This window comes from Pseudomonas sp. GM30 (assembly GCF_000282275.2).
Classification (GTDB): Bacteria; Pseudomonadota; Gammaproteobacteria; order Pseudomonadales; family Pseudomonadaceae; genus Aquipseudomonas.
Genome location: NZ_AKJP02000008.1, coordinates 13,310 through 32,569 on the forward strand (window position 1 = coordinate 13,310; position 19,260 = coordinate 32,569).

Sequence of the window (19,260 nt, forward strand, 5' to 3'; positions counted from 1 at the left end):
ATGAATGCTGAAGACTCCTTGAAACTTGCTCGCCGGTTTATCGGGTTGCCCCTGGAAAAGCGCCAGATGTTCCTCGCGGCCCTGCACAAGGAGGGCGTGGATTTCGCGCGGTTTCCGATACCGGCCGGCATCGCAGCCGAGGATCGTCAGGCGCTGTCTTACGCGCAGCGCCGCATGTGGTTCCTGTGGCAACTCGACCCGCAGAGCGGCGCCTACAACCTGCCGGGCGCGGTACGGCTCAATGGTCGACTGAACCAGGCGGCGCTGGAGCAAGCCTTCGCCAGTCTGGTGGAGCGCCACGAAACCCTGCGTACGGTGTTCCAGCGCCAGGCCGATGACAGCCTGCTGCAAGTGCCGGCCACCGCGCCGCTGCTGATTGACCGGGAAGACTTCAGCGCACTGCCGGCCAGCGAGCGCGAGCAGGCGGTGATCCGTGCCGCCGAACAGCAGTCGGTGTTGCCATTCGATCTGGCGGTTGGCCCGTTGCTGCGGGTGACCTTGCTCAAGCTCGCCGAGCAGGAACACGTGCTGCTGCTGACCCTGCACCACATCGTGTCCGATGGCTGGTCGATGAACGTGTTGATCGACGAATTCATCCGTTGCTACGACGCGTTCGACGCCGGTCAGACGCCGCAATTGCCGCCACTGCCGATCCAGTACAGCGACTATGCGCTGTGGCAACGCCGCTGGCTGGAGGCCGGTGAGCAGACGCGCCAACTCGATTATTGGCAGGCGCAACTGGGCGACGAACACCCGGTGCTGGAATTGCCGCTGGATCATTCGCGCCCGGCGATGCCGAGCTATCGCGGCACCCGTTACGAGTTCGCGGTCGACGGCCAACTCGCCGAACAACTGCGCAGCGCGGCGCAACAGCATCAGGTCACTGTGTTCATGTTCCTGCTCGGCGCCTTCAATGCGCTGCTGCACCGATACACCGGGCAGACCGACCTGCGCGTCGGTGTGCCGATCGCCAACCGCAATCGCGGCGAGATCGAAGGCCTGATCGGCTTCTTCGTCAACACCCAGGTGCTGCGCACGCAACTGCACGGCCAGACCCGGGTCGACGAACTGTTGCGGGCGGTCAAGGAAACCGCGCTGGGTGCGCAGGCGCATCAGGATCTGCCGTTCGAGCAACTGGTCGAAGCGCTGAAGCTGGAACGCAGCCTCAGCCACACGCCACTGTTCCAGGTGATGTACAACCATCAGCCGCACGTGGCCGATATCGCCACCCTGCGCACCGCATCCGGCCTGCAACTCGACAGCCTCGACTGGCAGAGCCGCACCACCCAGTTCGACCTAACGCTGGACACCTGGGAGAAGGGCGGCAAGCTCCACGCCGCACTGACCTACGCCAGCGACCTGTTCGATGCACCGACCATCGAGCGCATGGCGCGACACTGGCTGCGCCTGTTGACGGCGATGGTCGCCGATCCGTCGCAGCGCATTGGTGAACTGCCGCTGCTGGAGGCTGACGAGCAGCGCACGCTGGTGCACGACTGGAACAACGTCCACGCGCAGTACCCGAGCGACACGCCGATTCACCAGTTGATCGAAGCGCAGGTCGCGCGTACGCCGCAGGCACCGGCGCTGGTATTCGGCGAACAGACGCTGAGTTACGCCGAACTGGATGCCCGGGCCAATCGTCTGGCGCATCTGCTGCGCGAACAGGGGGTACAGGCGGACAATCTGGTCGGCGTCTGCGCCTTGCGTTCGGTGGAAATGGTCGTCGCGCTGCTGGCGATTCTCAAGGCTGGCGGCGCTTACGTGCCGCTGGATCCGGAGTACCCGCAGGAGCGTCTGGCCTACATGATCGAGGACAGTGGCATCACCTTGCTGCTGACGCAACAAGCGTTGCTGGCAACGCTGCCGACTGATGGCGTGAAACTCATCACCCTGGATCAACCAGGACTGCTCGACCGCTACAGCGACAGCCGTCCCGACGTCAGCGTCGATCCGCTGAACCTGGCCTACGTGATTTACACCTCGGGTTCCACCGGTAAACCGAAGGGCGCCGGCAACAGCCACGCGGCGCTGGTCAACCGTTTGTGCTGGATGCAGGAGGCCTATGCGCTGGACGCCAGTGATTCGGTGCTGCAGAAAACCCCGTTCAGTTTCGACGTGTCGGTGTGGGAGTTCTTCTGGCCGCTGCTGACCGGCGCGCGGCTGGTGGTGGCCGCGCCGGGCGCGCACCGTGATCCGCTGCAACTGATCGATAGCATCAACCGCCACGGCATCAGCACGCTGCACTTTGTGCCGTCGATGTTGCAGGCGTTCATTCACGAGGCCGGCGTGGAAAGCTGCAGCGGACTCAAGCGGATTGTCTGCAGCGGTGAAGCGTTGCCGCTGGATGCACAGCTGCAAGTCTTCGCCAAACTGCCGAACGCCAGCCTCTACAACTTGTACGGCCCGACCGAAGCGGCCATCGATGTTACCCACTGGACCTGTGTCGATGAAGGCGCGGACAGCGTGCCGATCGGTCGGCCGATCGCCAACCTGCGCACCCACGTCCTCGATGCCGAGTTGCTGCCGGTGCCGAGCGGTGTCGCCGGTGAACTGTATCTGGGCGGCGCCGGGCTGGCGCGCAGTTATCACCAGCGTCCGGCGCTGACGGCCGAACGTTTTGTGCCGTGCCCGTTCCATGACGGCGCGCGCCTGTACCGCACCGGCGACCGTGTGCGGCAGCGTGCCGACGGGGTGATCGAATACCTCGGGCGTCTCGACCACCAGGTAAAGTTGCGCGGTTTGCGCATTGAGCTGGGCGAAATCGAAACCCGCCTGATGCAGCACTCGCTGGTGCGTGAGGCGGTGGTGCTGGTGCAGGGCGGCAAGCATCTGGTGGCTTATCTGGTCCTGGAGAACCCGCAGGCCGACGAGCAGTGGCAGCAAGAGGTCAAGGCGTGGCTGCTCGGCAGCCTGCCGGAATTCATGGTGCCGACCTACCTGATCACCCTCGACAAATTGCCGGTCACCGCCAACGGTAAGCTCGACCGCAAGGCCTTGCCACAACCGGATGCCGCGCCACAACAGGCATTCGTGGCGCCACAGGACGCCATGCAGAAAGCCCTCGCGGCGATCTGGGAAGCGGTGCTCGGCCTCGACCGCGTTGGCCTCGAAGACAACTTCTTCGAGCTGGGCGGCGATTCGATCATCTCGATTCAAGTGGTCAGCCGTGCGCGGCAGGCCGGGATCCGTATCAGCCCGCGTGACCTGTTCCAGTACCAGACGGTGCGCAGTCTGGCACTGGTCGCGAGCCACGATAGTCTGTCCTCGGTGGATCAGGGGCCGGTGACCGGCGACGCCGTGCTCGGGCCGATCCAGCAGGATTTCTTCAGTCGGGCGATGCCGGTGCGCGAGCACTGGAACCAGTCGTTGCTGCTGACCCCGCGTGAGGCGTTGAACGCACAATGGCTCGATGCGGCGCTGACCCACCTGATCAATCACCACGACGCCTTGCGCCTGCGTTTTGTCGAAGGCACTGAAGGCTGGCAACAAAGCCACGGCCCGCTAGTGAACAGCGCTGAGCTGTGGCAACGCGATGCCGAATCTGCCGAACAGTTGCAGGCACTGTGCAACGAAGCTCAGCGCAGCCTCGACCTGCAAAACGGCCCGCTGCTGCGCGCGTTGCTGGTGACGATGGCCGACGGCTCGCAACGACTGGCATTGATCATTCATCACCTCGCAGTCGATGGCGTTTCCTGGCGGGTGCTGCTGGAAGATCTGCAGCAGGCTTACGAGCAACTGGCGGCGTGTGGCGGCATTCAGTTGCCGGCCAAGACCAGCGCGTTCCAGAGCTGGACGGCGCGTCTGGCGCAGGAAGCGTCGCGTTTCGATGAGCAATTGAGTTACTGGAAAGCCCAGCATCAGGGCGCCGAAGATCTGCCGTGCGACCGCCCGGATGGCAGCCTGCACAACCTGCATGGCGAGAAAATCGAATGGCGCCTCGACGCCGAGCGCACCCGTCAGTTGTTGCAACAGGCGCCCGCCGCCTATCGCACCCAGGTCAACGATCTGTTGCTCACCGCCCTGGCGCGCACCATCAGTCGCTGGAGCCAGCAGCCGGGGACGTTGATCGAACTGGAAGGCCACGGCCGCGAAGACCTGTTCGATGACGTCGACCTGACCCGCACCGTGGGCTGGTTCACCAGCCTGTTCGCGGTCAATCTGACCGCCAGTGAGGATCTCGACGGTTCGCTCAAGGCGATCAAGGAGCAACTGCGCGCGGTGCCGGACAAAGGTCTGGGTTACGGCGTGCTGCGCCATCTGGCCGCGCCGTCGGTGCGCGCCGAACTGGCCGCGCTGCCGCAACCGCGCATCACCTTCAACTACCTCGGCCAGTTCGACCGCCAGTTCGACGAGGCGGCGCTGTTCGTGCCGGCTGTTGAAACCAGCGGCGTGGCGCAGGATCCGTCGGCGCCGCTGGGCAACTGGCTGACCGTGGAAGGTCAGGTGTATGGCGGCGAATTGTCGATGAGCTGGGGCTTCAGCCGCGAGATGTTCGACAGCGCCACGGTGCAGCACCTGGTCGATCAATACGCCAGCGAATTGCAGGCGCTGATCGAACACTGCTGCAGCCTGCAAACCGCGCAAGCGACGCCGTCGGACTTCCCGCTGGCCCGCGTGACTCAGGCGCAACTGGATGCGCTGCCGGTGCCGGCCGGTCAGCTCGATGATCTCTACCCGCTGTCGCCGATGCAGCAGGGTTTGCTGTTCCACACCCTTTACGAGCAAGCGGCGGGGGAGTACATCAACCAGTTGCGCGTGGATGTGCAAGGTCTTGACCCTGAGCGCTTCCGTGCCGCATGGCAGGCTACCGTCGATGCGCAGGACATTTTGCGCAGCGGTTTCGTCTGGCAGGGCGAACTGGCGCAACCGCTGCAGATCGTGCAAAAACAGGTGCAGTTGCCATTCAGCATTCTCGACTGGCGCGAGCGCGACGATCAGCCGGCAGCGCTCGCGGCGCTAGCCGATGCCGAGCGTCAGCAAGGATTTGATCTGAGCCATGCACCGTTGCTGCGTCTGGTGCTGGTGCAGACCGCTGCCGAGCAATGGCACCTGATCTACACCCATCACCACATCCTGATGGACGGCTGGAGCAACTCGCAGTTGCTCGGCGAAGTGTTGCAGCGCTACAGCGGTCGCACCCCGGCCCATGGCGGCGGACGGTATCGCGATTACATCGCCTGGCTGCAGCGTCAGGACGCGCAACTCAGTCAGGACTTCTGGAGCGCTCAGTTGGCCGCGCTGCAAGAGCCGACCCGACTGGCCCGCACCGCTACCGGCGGCGAGCGCGACAGTGGCCACGGCGACCATTATCTGACGCTGGACGTGCCGCGCACCCAGGCGCTGGAAGCGTTTGCCCGCCAGCAGAAAGTCACCGTCAACACCCTCGTGCAAGCTGCGTGGCTGCTGTTGCTGCAGCGCTACACCGGTCACGAAGCGGTGGCGTTCGGTGCGACCGTGGCCGGGCGTCCGGCGGATTTGCCGGGCATCGAGCAACAGGTCGGCCTGTTCATCAACACCCTGCCGGTGATCGGCGCGCCGCGTCCGGATCAAAGCGTTGGTCAATGGCTGCAAGCGGTGCAGGCGCAGAACCTCAGCCTGCGCGACTTCGAACACACGCCGCTGGCGGACATCCAGCGTTGGGCCGGGCAGGGCGGGGAAGCGCTGTTCGACAACATTCTGGTGTTCGAAAACTACCCGGTCGCCCAGGCGCTGAGCCAGGCCGGGCAGGGCCTGCAGTTCGGTGATGTCGGCAACCTCGAACAGACCCACTACGCCCTGAGCGTGGCAGTCACCCTCGGTCAGCAACTGGCGCTGCACTATAGCTTCGACCGCAGCCAGTTTGCCGGTGAGGTGATCGAAGGCATCAGTGCTCACCTGCTGCAATTGCTTGAGCAGTTTGCGCTGTCGGCCGAGCGCAACCTCGGTGAAATCGCTCTGGCCAGTGCTGACGAGCATGCCCGCCAGCAAGCCCAGAACCAGCCGCAGCCGTACCCGCTGGACATCGCTGTGCATCAGCGCATTGCCGCGCTGGCGGTCGAGCGTCCGCAGCGCACCGCGGTGATCTTCAACGGTCAGCACTTCAGTTATGGCGAGATCGAGCAGCGTGCCAATCAACTGGCCCACGCGCTGATCGCCCGTGGTGTCGGCGCCGAGACCCGGGTCGGTGTGGCCCTGCCACGCAGCGAGGCGGTGATCGTCGCGCTGCTGGCGGTGCTCAAGGCCGGCGGTGCCTATGTGCCGCTGGACACCAGTTATCCGCGTGAACGCCTGGCCTATCTGATCGAGGATTCGGGGCTGGCGCTGCTGCTCAGCGATTCGTCGGTGTCGGCGCAATTGCCGGTCGGTAAGTCGGTGTCAATGCTGGAACTGGATCGTCTCGACCTGCGCGAATTGCCGAGCACGGCGCCACAGGTGCCAGTCGATCCGCACAACCTCGCGTACGTGATCTACACCTCCGGTTCCACCGGCAATCCGAAAGGCGTCAGTGTTGCCCACGGCCCATTGGCGATGCATTGCCAGGCCATCGGTCAGCGCTATGAAATGCGCGACAGCGACTGCGAATTCCACTTCATGTCGTTCGCTTTCGACGGTGCCCACGAACGCTGGCTGACCAGCCTGACCCACGGTGCTTCGCTGCTGATTCGCGACGACACGCTGTGGACGCCGGAGCAGACCTACAACGCGATGATCGAACACGGCGTGAGCGTGGTCGCGTTCCCGCCGGTGTACCTGCAACAACTGGCCGAACACGCCGAGCGTGTCGGCAACCCGCCGAAAGTACGGATCTATTGCTTCGGCGGCGATGCGGTGCCAAACGCCAGTTTTGAACGGGTCAAACGCGCGCTCGATCCGGACTACATCATCAACGGCTACGGCCCGACCGAAACCGTGGTCACGCCGTTGATCTGGAAGGCTGGCCGTGAAGAGCCGTGCGGCGCTGCTTATGCGCCAATCGGCAGCCGGATCGGCGATCGCAGCGCCTACGTGCTCGACGCCGATCTGAACCTGCTGCCACAAGGCATGGCCGGTGAGCTGTACCTCGGTGGTACCGGGTTGGCGCGGGGTTATCTGAACCGTCCGGGGCTGACCGCCGAGCGTTTTGTCGCCGACCCGTTCAGCGCAAATGGCGGCTTGCTCTATCGCACCGGCGACCTGGTGCGCCAGCGCGTCGACGGCACGTTCGACTATCTGGATCGCATCGACAATCAGGTGAAGATTCGCGGGTTCCGTATCGAACTGGGCGAAGTCGAAGCGGCGTTGCAAGCCCTCGACGGCGTGCGTGAAGCGGTGGTCGTGGCGCAGGAAGGCAGCGCTGGCAGTGGCAAGCGTCTGGTGGCCTACGTGGTCGGTGATTCAGCGAGTGCCGAGTTCACCGACCACCTGCGCGCGCAGCTCAAGGCCAGCCTGCCGGCGCACATGGTGCCGGCGTATGTCCTGCATCTTGAGCGCATGCCGCTGACGCCGAACGGCAAGCTTGATCGCAAGAACCTGCCGAAACCGGATGTCAGCCAGCTGCAACAAACCTATGTCGCGCCACAGACGGCGCTGGAGCAGCAACTGGCGGCGATCTGGCAAGACGTGCTCAAGCTTGAGCAAGTCGGCGTCAGCGACAACTTCTTCGAACTGGGCGGCGACTCGATCATCTCGATTCAAGTGGTCAGCCGGGCGCGGCAGGCCGGGATTCGCTTCAGCCCCAAAGACTTGTTCCAGCACCAGACCATTCAGGCCCTGGCCGCCGTCGCGCAGACTGGCGAAGTCGTGCAGCCCATCGATCAGCGCGCGCAAACCGGCGAAGCCGCGCTGCTGCCGATTCATCAGGTATTTTTTGCCGAGGCGATTCCCGACCGTCACCACTGGAACCAGTCGGTGATGCTCAAACCGACGCAGGCGCTGGACGCTCAGGTACTGGAGCAGGCGCTGGATGCGTTGGTGGCTCAGCACGACAGTTTGCGTCTGGACTTTGTCGAGCAGGCTGTGGGTTGGTCGGCGCATTACCGCGACGTCGCCACGCAAGCGGGGGAAACCATTCTCTGGCAGGTCGAGGTCGCTGATCTCGCGGCCCTTGAGGCACTGGGCAACAAGGCCCAGCGCAGCCTGCAACTGAGCGGCGGTTCGCTGATCCGCGCGGTGCTGGCGAACCTGGCTGATGGCAGTCAGCGCCTGCTGCTGATCGTCCATCACCTGGTGGTCGATGGCGTGTCGTGGCGGATTCTGTTCGAAGACCTGCAAAACGCCTATCGCCAGCTCCTCGCAGGTAAACCTGTGCAATTGCCGGCGAAAACCAGTGCGCTCAAAGCCTGGGCGGCGGCGTTGCAGGACTACGCCAAAACCCCGGCGTTGCAGGCCGAACTGGGCTTCTGGCAGCAGCAGTTGCAAGGCGCTTCGGCGGCCTTGCCTTACGACCATCCGAACGGCGGGCAGCAACACGATCAGGCGCTGACCCTGCGCAGCAAACTCGATCAGACTCTGACCCGTCAGCTGTTGCAGGAAGCTCCGGCGGCCTATCGCACCCAGGTCAACGACCTGTTGCTGACCGCGTTGGCGCGGGTGTTGGTGCGCTGGACCGGGGACGACAATGCGTTGGTATTGCTTGAGGGCCATGGTCGCGAAGACCTGTTCGAACACATCGATCTGACCCGCACCGTGGGCTGGTTCACCAGCGTATTCCCGGCACGCCTGGCACCGGCCGCCGAACTCGGCGCCTCGCTCAAGCAGATCAAGGAACAGCTGCGGGCGATCCCCCACAAGGGCATCGGCTTCGGCGCACTCGCGCACCTCGGTGATGAGCCGGCGCGTGCCACCCTGCAAGCCTTGCCGGCGCCGCGCCTGACCTTCAACTACCTTGGCCAGTTCGATGGCAGCTTCGATGCCGCCAGCGATGCCCTGTTCGTGCCGACCAGCGAGTCCGGCGGCGCAGAGGTCAATCTGCGAGGGCCGCTGGGCAATCCGCTGGCGCTCAACAGCAAGGTGTTCGGCGGTGAGCTGGACCTGAGCTGGACCTACAGCGGCGCGATGTTCGACACCGCCACTATCCAGCGTCTGGCCGACGACTATGTGCAGGAACTGACCGCGCTGATCGGCCACTGCTGCGACAGTACCAACCGTGGCGTGACGCCGTCGGACTTCCCGCTGGCGCAACTGTCGCAAGCGCAACTCGACGCACTGGTGCTGGAGCCGCAAGGCATCGACGACATCTATCCGCTGTCGCCGATGCAGCAGGGCATGCTGTTCCACACCTTGCTCGAACACGGCAATGGCGACTACATCAACCAGATGCGCCTGGACGTCGACGGCGTCGATCCGCAACGCTTCCGCGCAGCGTGGCAGGCAGCGGTGGATGCGCATGACATCCTGCACAGCGGCTTCTTCTGGCAAGGCGATCTGCCGCAACCGGTGCAAGTGGTGCAGCGTCAGGTCGAAGTGCCGTTCAGCGTGCTCGACTGGCACGGCAGGACTGATCTGGAGGCAGCGCTGCAAACCCTCGCTGATGAGGAGCGCGCACTGGGCCTGGACCTGGGCTGTGCACCGCTGATGCGTCTGGTGCTGGTGCGCACTGCGGCCGAGCGTTATCAGCTGATCTACACCAACCATCACATCCTGATGGACGGCTGGAGCAGCGCGCAGTTGCTCGGCGAAGTGTTGCAGCACTACAGCGGCGAAGCGGTCGTCCGAGGCGCAGGTCGCTACCGCGATTACATCGCCTGGCTGCAACGTCAGGATGGCGCGGCGGCGCAAGCCTACTGGTTGGCGACGCTGGGCAATCTGCAGGAACCGACGCGTTTGGCCAATGCCATCGCGCGGCCGCAGGCCGGTTTGCCGAGCGTGGGTTACGGCGATCATTACCAAGTGCTGGACGCTGAGCTGAGCCAGCGCCTGGGCGAGTTTGCCCGGGCCGCGAAAGTCACCGTCAACACCGTGGTGCAAGCGGCGTGGCTGCTGCTGTTGCAGCGCTACACCGGCAAGGATTGCGTGGCGTTTGGCGCCACCGTCGCCGGGCGCCCGGCGGATCTGCCGGGGGCCGAAGCGCAGATCGGTCTGTTCATCAACACGCTGCCGGTGATCGCTGCGCCGTCCGCGCAGCAGAGCGTGATCGCCTGGCTGCAAGCGGTGCAGGCGCAGAACCTCGCCTCGCGCGAATTCGAACACACGCCGCTGGCGGACATTCAGCGCTGGGCCGGGCAGGGCGGTGACGCCTTGTTCGACAGCCTGATGGTGTTCGAGAACTACCCGATCGGCGAAGCACTGGAGCGTGGCGCGCCGCAAGGTCTGCGCTTCGGTGCGGTGGCCAATCAGGAGCAGACCAACTATCCGCTGACCTTGCTGGTGAACATGGGTGCGCAACTGTCGGTGCATTTCAGTTACCAGCGCGACAGCTTCGCGGCGGCCAGCGTGGCGCAACTGGGCGCGCATCTGCAGCGTCTGCTGAGCCAGATGGCGGATGGCGGTGAGCGTTCGCTCAGCGAACTGAACCTGATCGAACACAGCCCGCAAGTGAACAGCGATTTCGCCACCGAGTTGTGCATCCATCAAGCCATCGCCCGTCAGGTGGAGGCGACCCCGGATGCCTTGGCGGTGACCTTCGCCCATACGCAGCTGACTTACGGTGAACTGGACGCACAGGCCAATCGTCTGTCGCACAAACTGATCGAGCTGGGTGTTGGTCCGGAAGTGCGCGTGGGCGTGGCCATGCCGCGTTCCGAGCAGTTGCTGATTGCCTTGCTTGCGGTGCTCAAGGCCGGTGGTGCGTATGTGCCGCTGGACCCGGATTACCCGGCCGATCGCGTGGCCTACATGCTGGAAGACAGCCGGGCGCGGGTGTTGCTGACTGAGCAGGCGGTTGCGAAAACCCTCAGCGTGCCGGGCGATACGCAAGTGCTGCTGTTGGATCAGCTGTCGCTGGGCGGCTATTCGGCTGTTGCGCCACAGACTGCGGTGCAGCCGGACAACCTCGCCTACGTGATCTACACCTCCGGCTCCACCGGCAAACCGAAAGGCGTAGCAATTGCCCATCGCAACGTCATGGCGCTGATCGACTGGTCGGCCAAGGTCTACAGCCGTGATGACATTCAAGGCGTGCTGGCCTCAACGTCGGTGTGCTTCGACCTGTCGGTGTGGGAGCTGTTTGTCACCCTGGCCAACGGTGGCTCGCTGATCATTGCGCGCAATGCTTTGGAGCTGGCGCAATTGCCGGCCCGCGATCAGGTGCGTCTGATCAACACCGTGCCGTCGGCCATTGCCGCGCTGCAGCGTGCCGGGCAGATTCCGCCAAGCGTGCGCATCATCAATCTGGCGGGTGAACCGCTGAAGCAAGCGCTGGTGGATACGCTGTATCAGCAATCGACGGTCGAACACGTTTACGACCTGTATGGCCCATCGGAAGACACCACTTATTCGACCTGGACCCGCCGCAGTGCTGGCGGTCAGGCACGGATCGGGCGCGCGCTCGAGCACAGCGCCAGCCATCTGCTCGACGCCGATCTGCACGCAGTGCCGCAGGGTGTTTCGGCCGAGCTGTACCTGTCCGGCGCCGGCATCACGCGCGGTTATCTGGGGCGTGCGGCGATGACCGCCGAGCGCTTTGTGCCGAATCCTTTCGTCGGCAGCGGCGAGCGCATGTACCGCACCGGCGACCTGATTCGTCAGCGCGATGAGGGCGAACTGGAGTACATGGGCCGGATCGACCATCAGGTGAAAATTCGTGGATTCCGCATCGAACTGGGGGAGATCGAGGCGCGATTGCTCACGCAACCGGCAGTCAGCGAGGCGGCGGTGCTGGCCGTCGAAAGCGACACCGGCGCGCAACTGGTGGCGTATGTGGTCGCTCCGTCACTGGAGATGCACGACGGGGACGCGCAGCGGCAACTGCGCGAGGGACTAAAGACTGGCCTCAAGTCTTCGTTACCTGACTACATGATTCCCGCGCACCTGCTGTTCCTTGAGCAGTTGCCACTGACCCCCAACGGCAAACTCGACCGCAAGGCCCTGCCGGCGGTCGATGCCAGCCAGATGCAGGCCGCCTATGTCGCGCCGCACAGTGAGCTTGAGCAGCAGGTCGCGGCGATCTGGCAGCAAGTGCTCGAAGTGCAACGCATCGGTCTGAACGATCACTTCTTCGAACTCGGCGGGCACTCGCTGCTGGCGGTCAACGTGGTGTCGCGCATGGCCCTTGAACTGGGCCTGACGCTGACCCCGCAACTGTTATTCCAGCACCCCGTCCTGAGCGATTTTGTCGCTCGACTCGATACAGGAGGCGGGGCAATCAACGAACAGAAACTGAGCAAGCTGGAAGCCCTGCTTGACGATATGGAGGAAGTCTGATGGACAAGAGTGTTGCTTTGAGGGTAGCCAAGCGCTTTATCACTCTGCCGCTGGACAAACGTAAGCTGTACTTGGAAAAGATGCTCGAAGAGGGCGTCTCTCCGGCCAACCTGCCGATCCCGGAAACACGTTCCGGGTTTGCGGCGATTCCTCTGTCGTACGCTCAGGAACGGCAACTGTTCCTCTGGCAAATGGACCCGCACAGCACCGCGTATCACATCCCCAGCGCCCTGCGCCTCAAGGGCCGGCTGGATGTGGCGGCGCTGGAGCGCAGCTTCAACGCGGTGGCGGCGCGTCACGAAAGCTTGCGTACCACTTTCGCCGAACAGGGTGAAAGCTTTTGCCAGGTGATTCACCCGCAACTGCCGCTGAGCATCAGCCTGACGCCATTGCCGGAGGGCCTCGATGCTGGCGGTGAAGACGCCGCGATCAAGGCCTTCGTCGAGAGCGAAACCGCACGCCCGTTCAATTTGCAGCAGGGCCCGCTGCTGCGGGTGGCGCTGCTCGAAGTGGCACCGGACGACCATGTGCTGGTGCTGATCCAGCACCACATCATCGCCGATGGCTGGTCGATCAAAGTCCTGGTCAACGAGCTGATCGAGCATTACGCCGCCGACACCGCCGGGCAGCCGCTGAGCCTGCCGGAACTGGAAGTGCAATACGCCGACTACGCGATCTGGCAGCGCCACTGGCTGGAAGCGGGCGAGCGTGAGCGCCAGCTGGCCTACTGGGTCAAGACCCTGGGCGGCGAGCAGCCGGTGCTGGAACTGCCGATCGATTTCCCGCGTCCGGCCGTGCAAAGCCTGCGCGGTGCGCGGCTGGAGCTGAACCTGCCGGCAGACCTCGGTGACGCCCTCAAACAGCTGGCGCAGCGCGAAGGTGCGAGCCTGTTCATGTTGCTGCTGGCGTCGTTCCAGGCGTTGCTGCATCGCTACAGCGGTCAGGCGCAGATTCGCGTCGGGGTGCCGACCGCCAACCGTAATCGGGTCGAGACTGAAGGCCTGATCGGCTTCTTCGTCAACACGCAGGTGCTGAATGCCGAGGTCAGCGGGCAGTTGCCGTTCACTCAGTTGCTGGCTCAGGTCAAGCAGGCGGCGATGGCCGCGCAGGCGCATCAGGATCTGCCGTTCGAGCAACTGATCGAAGCCCTGCAACCGGAGCGCAGCCTGAGCCACAGCCCGGTGTTCCAGGTGATGTTCAACCACCAGACCAGCCGTGATCAGGGGCGCAGCGCGGCGCAGTTGCCGCAGCTGAGTGTCGAGGATGTGCAGTGGGAAGGGCGCACCGCGCAGTTCGACCTGACGCTGAATACCTACGAATCCAGCGACGGCTTCGCCGCCGAGCTGACCTACGCCACTGACCTGTTCAAAGCTGAAACCGTCGAACGTCTGGCGCGTCACTGGCAGAACCTGCTGCGCGGCATCGTCGCCGCACCGAGCCAGCGCGTCGGCGAATTGCCGTTGCTGGAAAGCGCCGAGCACGGCGTGCTGTTGCAGGACTGGTTGCGCAGCGCCGACCGCACTGCGCAAGCCGAATGCGTACAGCAGGATTTCTCTCGGCGTGCCCAGCAAACACCGCAGGCCACTGCCCTGATCATCGGCGAAGACGTGCTGAGCTACGGCGAGCTGGATGCTCGCTCCAATCAACTGGCGCACAAGCTGATCGAGGCCGGCGTCGGCCCGGATCAACTGGTTGGCATCGCCGTCGAGCGCAGCGCGGAAATGATCGTCGGCCTGCTGGCGATCCTCAAGGCTGGCGGCGCTTATGTGCCGCTGGATCCGGCGTATCCGCAAGATCGCCTGGCCTACATGATCGAGGACAGCGGCCTGCAATTGCTGCTGACCCAAAGCCATTTGCAGGCACAGTTGCCGATCCCGCCGGGCGTGCAAAGCCTGTTGCTCGATCAACCACACGAGTGGCTGGCGGCTTATCCACAGACCGCGCCGGACGTGGCAGTCAATGGCGAGCATCTGGCCTATACGATCTACACCTCCGGTTCCACCGGCAAACCTAAAGGCGTGATGGTGCGCCACGCGGCGCTGAGCAACTTCGTCGCGAGCATGATCCAGCAGCCGGGCATCTGTGCCGCCGATCGCATGCTGTCGTTGACCACCTTTTCGTTCGATATCTTCGGCCTGGAAATCTACGGCCCGCTGCTGGCCGGCGCCTGTGTGGTGCTGACCGGCAAGGACGTGCATCAAGACCCGCAAGCGGTGCTCGAACTGATCGAGCGTCACGCCGTGACGGCGCTGCAAGCCACGCCTTCGACCTGGCGCATGCTGCTGGACAATGAACAGGCGCCAATCCTGGCGGGCCGCACGTTCCTCTGTGGTGGTGAAGCGCTGTCGCAGGAACTGGCGCAACGCATGCTCGCACTGACGCCGAGCGTGTGGAACCTCTATGGCCCGACCGAAACCACCATCTGGTCGGCGCAGCACGCCTTGAGTGCGGACAACAGCCGTCCATTCCTCGGCACACCGATCGACAACACCGCGTTGTATATCCTCGGCAGCGACCTTGAGCTCAATCCGCTCGGCGCCCCGGGGGAACTGCTGATCGGCGGCGACGGCCTCGCGCGTGGTTACTTCCAGCGCCCGAGCCTGACCGCCGAACGTTTTGTCCCGGATCCCTTTTCGACAACCGGTGCGCGCCTGTACCGCACCGGCGACCTGACCCGTTACCGCGCCGAAGGCGTGATCGAGTACATCGGGCGAATCGACCATCAGGTGAAAATCCGTGGTTTCCGGATTGAACTCGGCGAGATCGAAGCGCGTTTGCTCGCCCTCGACAGCGTGCGCGAAACCGTGGTAGTCGCTCAGGACGGCCCGACCGGGCCGCAACTGGTCGGCTACGTGGTGCCAGCCGCCAGCGCTTTTGATGAAGTTGAACTGCGCGCCGCATTGAAAGCCAGCCTCAAGGCCGAGCTGCCGGAATACATGGTGCCGGCGCACCTGTTGTTCCTAGGGCAACTGCCGCTGACGCCGAACGGCAAAGTCGATCGCAAAGCCTTGCCGGCCCCCGACGCCAGCCACTTGCAATCAACTTACCTCGCGCCGCAGACCGCGACCCAGCACAGCGTCGCCGAGATCTGGCAAGCGGTGCTCAAGCTCGATCGCGTGGGCCTGAGTGACAATTTCTTTGAACTGGGCGGCCACTCGTTACTGGTCACGCAGGTGGTCTCGCGGGTGCGTCAGGCACTGAACGTTCAAGTGCCGCTGCGCACCTTGTTCGAACACAGCACGCTGGAAGACTTTGTCGCCGCGCTGGGGGTCGATCAGGCGCATCGGGAGCCGCCGATTGTTGCCTTGCCACGCCAGCAACCGCTGGCGCTGTCCTATGCCCAAGAGCGTCAATGGTTCCTCTGGCAGCTGGAACCGACCAGCACCGCTTATCACGTGCCGGCGGCGCTGCGTCTGCGCGGTGAGCTGGATCTGTCGGCATTGCAGCGCAGCTTCGACGCGCTGATCGAGCGCCATGAATCGCTGCGCACCTGCTTCGTCGAACAGCAGGGCCAGACCCTGCAAGTGATCCAGGCTCACGGCACGCTCGATCTGCAGGTGCAGGACGTGGCGGCGGATCTCGACGAGGCGGCGCTGCAAGCGCTGGTCGCCGCCGAAACCCTGCACCTGTTCAATCTGCAGCAAGGCCCGTTGCTGCGGGTCAAACTGCTGCGTCTGGCCGCCGATGACCACGCGCTGGTCATCACCCTGCATCACATCGTCTCCGATGGCTGGTCGATGAATGTCATGGTTGATGAACTGGTGGCGTTGTATGCCGCCTACAGCCAGGGCCAGAACGTGCAATTGCCGGCGCTGCCGGTGCAGTACGCCGACTACGCCGTGTGGCAGAAACAGTGGATGGACGCCGGTGAACGCGAGCGTCAATTGAGCTACTGGACCGCACAACTCGGCGATGGCGATCAACCGCTGCTGGAGTTGCCGATCGACCGTCCGCGTCCAGCCGAGCAGAGCTATCGTGGCGCCCGTCGCGATATCCCGCTGAGCCGCGAACTGGCCACCGCGCTCAAGCACCTGGCGCAGCGCGAGAACGTCACGCTGTTTGCGCTGTTGCTGGCGTCGTTCCAGACCTTGCTGCATCGCTACAGCGGTCAGGCCGATATCCGCGTCGGAGTGCCGGTGGCCAACCGCAACCGGGTCGAGACCGAAGGCCTGATCGGCTTCTTCGTCAACACCCAAGTATTGAAGGCCGAGTTCGACAGTCAGCAGACGTTCCGCAGCCTGCTGCAGCAAGTGAAAAACACCGTGCTGGGTGCGCAGGCGCATCAGGATCTGCCGTTCGAGCAACTGGTCGACGCGCTGCAACCGGAGCGCAGCCTCAGCCACAGCCCGCTGTTCCAGGTGATGCACAACCATCAGAGCCAGGTGCGTCAGGCGCAGGGCGCCACGCGTCTGTCAAAACTGGCGATCGAAGGCTTGCCGTGGGCGTCCAATACAGCGCAGTTCGACCTGACCCTGAACACCTTTGAATCGAGCGACAACGTCTGGGCCGAGCTGACCTATGCCACCGACCTGTTCGACGTCGAAACCATCGAACGCCTGGCGCAACACTGGACCCATCTGCTGCAAGGCATCGTCGCCGACAGCGCTCAGCGCATCGCCGAACTGCCGCTGCATGACGCCGCCGAACGCGCGGCGACCTTGCAGCAGTGGAACCCGGCCATCCGCGATTTCCCGAGCGAGCAGTGCCTGCATCAACGGATCGAACAACAAGCCGCCCGCGCCCCGCAAGCGATTGCCGTGAGCTGTGCCGGGCAGTCCCTGAGCTACGGCGAACTCAACAGCCGCGCCAACCAGTTGGCCCACAAGCTGATTGCCAGCGGTGTCGGCCCGGACGTGCGCGTCGGTCTTGCGGTGGAGCGTAGCCTCGACATGCTGGTCGGCCTGTTGGCGATTCTCAAGGCCGGCGGCGCCTATGTGCCGCTGGACCCGACGTACCCGGAAGAACGCCTGAGCTACATGATCGGCGACAGCGGCATTGCCTTGCTGCTGACCCAGAGCCATCTGATTGGGCGTCTGCCAGTACCCGATTCGCTGCGCAGCCTGATGCTCGATCAGGAGCGTGACGGTCTGGAAGGCTACAGCGACAGCAATCCGCAGGTGCGCATGAGCCCGGACAACCTGGCTTACGTGATCTACACCTCCGGTTCTACCGGGCAGCCGAAGGGCACGTTGCTGGCCCATCGCAACGTGCTGCGTCTGTTCGAGGCCACTGATGCGTGGTTCGATTTCGGCGCCACGGATGTCTGGAGCCTGTTCCATTCCTACGCGTTCGACTTCTCGGTGTGGGAGATTTTCGGCGCGCTGCTGTACGGCGGCAAACTGCTGGTGGTGCCTTACGAGGTCAGCCGCTCGCCGGAAGATTTCTTCGCCTTGCTCTGCCGCGAAGGCGTCACCGTGCTCAACCAGACGCCGTCGGCGTTCAAGCAATTGATGCAAGTGGCCTGCGCCCCGCAGCATGCGGCGCAAGCACTGGCGCTGCGTTATGTGGTGTTCGGCGGCGAGGCGCTGGAGGTCAAGAGCCTGCGTCCATGGTTCGAGCGTTTCGGCGATCAGGCACCGCAACTGATCAACATGTACGGCATCACCGAAACCACCGTGCACGTGACCTACCGGCCGATTTCGCTGGCCGACTTGCAGCGTGACGCCAGCAGCCCGATCGGCGAGCCGATCCCGGACCTGTCCTGGTACTTGCTCGACGGTGATCTGAATCCGGTCGCCAAAGGCTGCATCGGTGAGCTGTACATCGGTCGTGCCGGCCTGGCTCGCGGTTATTTGAACCGCGCGGATCTGACCAGCCTGCGCTTCATTCCCGACCCGTTCGCCGCCGATGGCGGGCGTTTGTACCGTACCGGTGACCTGGCGCGCTATCGCGCTGACGGCGTGATCGAATACATCGGCCGGATCGACCATCAGGTGAAGATTCGCGGTTTCCGTATCGAACTTGGCGAGATCGAAGCGCAGCTGCTGGAACAGGCTGCCGTGCGCCAGGCCGTGGTGCTGGCGCAGCCGGGCCTCAGCGGTCAGCAACTGGTGGCGTATCTGGTGCCAGGCGACGCCGCGTTGCTCGACGCAAGCCCGGCCGAACAGGCGCTGTGGCGCGACAGCGTGCGTGCCGAACTCAAGGCCAATCTGCCGGATCACATGGTCCCGGCGCACCTGTTGCTGCTGGCGCAATTGCCGTTGACCGCCAACGGCAAACTCAACCGCAACGCCTTGCCGTCACCGGACGCCAGTCAGGCGCAGCAGACCTATCAGGCGCCGCAAAGCGCGATGGAGCAGGGGCTGGCCGCGATCTGGCAGGACGTGCTGAAACTGCCGCAAGTCGGCATCCACGACAACTTCTTCGAATTGGGCGGCGACTCGATCATCTCGATCCAAGTGGTCAGCCGCGCCCGTCAGGCCGGCATCCGCCTCAATCCCAAAGACCTGTTCCAGCACCAGACCGTACAGCGTCTGGCACTGGTCGCGCAGTGGGGTGGTGACGAATCGACGATTGATCAGCAAGCCGCGAGCGGTGCAGCGTTGCTGCTGCCGATCCAGCAGCAGTTCTTCGCCGACGAGATCCCACAGCGTCACCACTGGAACCAGTCGGTGCTGCTGCAACCGCGGCAGACGCTGGACGCTGAAAAACTCGAGCAAGTGTTGCGCGCACTGGTGGCTCATCACGATGCCTTGCGCCTGAGCTTCACCCAGCACGATGGCGTGTGGCAGGCCGAGCATCGCGCGGTCGAAGCGCTGCCGCAGAATCTGCTCTGGCAGGAGGACGTGGCCGATGCCGCCGCCCTTGAAGCCTTGGGTAACCGCGCCCAGCGCAGCCTCGATCTGCAACACGGGCCGTTGCTGCGTGCGGTACTGGCGAATCTCGCCGATGGCACGCAGCGTCTGCAGTTGGTGATTCATCACTTGGCGGTGGACGGCG

The 19,260-nt window shown here is 64.1% G+C and carries 2 protein-coding genes (1 of these 2 running past the window's edge); both read left to right on the top strand.

The features are described 5' to 3' along the window. Complete coding sequence (locus PMI25_RS06235; RefSeq protein ID WP_024164434.1) at positions 1-12,321, top strand: non-ribosomal peptide synthetase; 12,321 nt, start codon at positions 1-3, stop codon at positions 12,319-12,321. After that, on the top strand, positions 12,321-19,260 hold the 5' end (the start) of the coding sequence (locus PMI25_RS06240; RefSeq protein WP_024164435.1) for a non-ribosomal peptide synthase/polyketide synthase. Its footprint extends 8,057 nt past the window's final position; the window shows 6,940 of its 14,997 coding nt (coding positions 1-6,940); it begins with the start codon at positions 12,321-12,323; the stop codon falls past the right edge of the window. The genes PMI25_RS06235 and PMI25_RS06240 overlap by 1 nt, the downstream gene beginning before the upstream one ends.